This window comes from Vibrio sp. 1078-1 (assembly GCF_033340475.1).
In genome coordinates, this window is record NZ_JAWOWM010000884.1 from 1 (window position 1) to 521 (window position 521).

General features: G+C 49.3%; 1 protein-coding gene. It reads right to left on the reverse strand.

The genetic code is table 11. The features are described from left to right. On the reverse strand, positions 1–521 hold a 521-nt coding region (locus R7190_RS30630), incomplete at both ends, for a class I adenylate cyclase (RefSeq protein ID WP_318138310.1).

Here is a 521-nt window from a genome sequence, read left to right on the forward strand (position 1 = left end):
ATCGATGGAGTTTTCTAACTTCTGCACCGACACTCCGCGGCGTTCAAAGAACAATCCGTAGGTTTGGTTACCAAGACGCATCGCTTTAAAGCGGCGGCGTTTTTCTTGCTCCACCGGCTTCAAACGCAAGTCGATGCATTCCGCAAGAAGCTGATACACCATATTACGCATCACTCCACGCATGTTTTTCGCGTAGCAGAACACGTCGACCGATTCTGGTGGCAACGCATCTTGGTGCATTTTGCCCAAAATGGTTTTTAGCGCATCCAACATCGCCGTTTCGCCTTTGAAATGCAGTGTACGCACTTCATGCCAGGAGTTGCGGTAAACCAAATCGACACTGCCGACTAAGTTTTTATGTTCCGGACCAAAACTGAAGATATCGGTATTTTTCACATCCACCTTCAGTGAACGCCCGGACAGCTCTGACGTAGGGTCATTTTCGAAGTTGATGAACATCGCCAACTGGCTGATTTCACACGGGCTCGCTAACGCTTGCATCGTCGGACGACGTTTACGCA